General features: G+C 68.6%; 1 protein-coding gene. It reads left to right on the forward strand.

The genetic code is table 11. The annotated features are described in order from the left end of the window. Positions 1–1,207 precede the first annotated feature (1,207 nt). On the forward strand, positions 1,208–1,435 hold a 228-nt coding region (locus ACFV4P_RS35900; protein ID WP_380477683.1), incomplete at its 3' end, for a transposase.

Genomic DNA, 1,435 nt, shown 5'->3' on the forward strand with positions numbered 1-1,435 from the left:
CGTTCGTTCTGCCTGCCGCCGTCGAGGGCGGCAGGCTCCGGGGCGGGGGGGCGCAGTTCCGCGGGGCCGTCCCTGCGGGCCGGGCGGTCGGCCGCGATGGGCTGCGGCCCCGGGGGGCGGGTCGAGGCGTCGCTTTCGGCTGAACTCATCACGTGTGCACTTCCCGGATCATCGAAGCTGACCGTGTTTGCGTGACCGAACGTGCGGAGGCGCCTCCGAGGAACGCCTTCGATGCATCATAAGAATGATTCTTTTTTTGTCTATGTGAGGTAAAAAATTTTGGCCGATTCGCCCCGACACATGCCGTGTTCTGCAGGAGCGCGCACGGCGGGCGCGGGCCGGGCCCGTCTGTCGGGGGTCCGTAGGGGAGGAGGTGTACAGCGGACGGCGTCCCGGCCTTTGATGATTTTCTGCCGAAAGACTCCAGCCATTCACTCATCGCCCGCTAAGGTCATGCTCCGGCGACTTGGCGACCGGGGTCACGTCCGCGCCGCCGACGGGGACGTGCGGGGAGGTATGCATGGGCGCGGTGACGGGTGGGCCACGGCAGGCGGAGCGATGCGCGGACGCGGGAGCGTCCGCGGTGTCCGTCCGTTCTTCGCCGGCGGTGCCGCCGAGCCGGTGGCCGAAGGCGACCGTGCGGTCCGATCCTCTTCCGGCCCCCGGGAGGGACGTCAGCCGGGGACGGGCCGGTCCGCGGCTGCCGTCATGACCGACTCTCGGTTGCCGTAGGCCCGTTGCACCAGTTCACCGGGGGCGGGCAGCCGGCTCTCCGTCGATGCCGGGCTTCCCGGGGCGCTCCCGTTCCAGCTGTAGGGCTCGAACCGCGCGGGGCGGAACGCCGGGCCATGCTCCGTGTACGTGCCGCCCGATCCTGTTTTACCATGTCCTCTCCGAGATCGTCGGCGTGGCGACGCATCGTGCGCATTCTCCATGCCTACGGGGTTTCGGGGGCCATCGCGAGGGGGCGGTCGGCGGCATCCAAGCTTCGGCGGAATCGCGACCGGGGAGCAACCACGGATCGGCCAAGTAGGTAAAAGGCTTGGTCAAGCGGGGACGGGGCATCGGCGATCGTCGGATCCAGCAGGATTGGACGTCCATTGTCCGGTCTCCAGCCGACGGGAGCGCCCTCTCCCGTGAAAAGACGATATTGCTGGCTACGCTATCGCGGCGCTCGATCGGTTGCCCAGGAGAAGGGAAACGAGCCATGGCGGCACACGACGTGGGGCACGCGCACCTGCCGGTCTCCGTACTTGCCGATCAGATCTTCGGGCACCTGCCGGGGGCCGATCAGAGGGCGTGGGCCCAGGCGTATCTGACGGGCCTGCTGACCACCGACGGCAAGAAGTCGATCAAGCGGATGGCCGCCACCGTCTCGCGCTCGCCCACCGCGTCGCAGTCGATGCACCAGTTCCTCAACGCCAGCCCCTGGGAC

This window comes from Kitasatospora sp. NPDC059795 (assembly GCF_042732175.1).
GTDB lineage: Bacteria > Actinomycetota > Actinomycetes > Streptomycetales > Streptomycetaceae > Kitasatospora.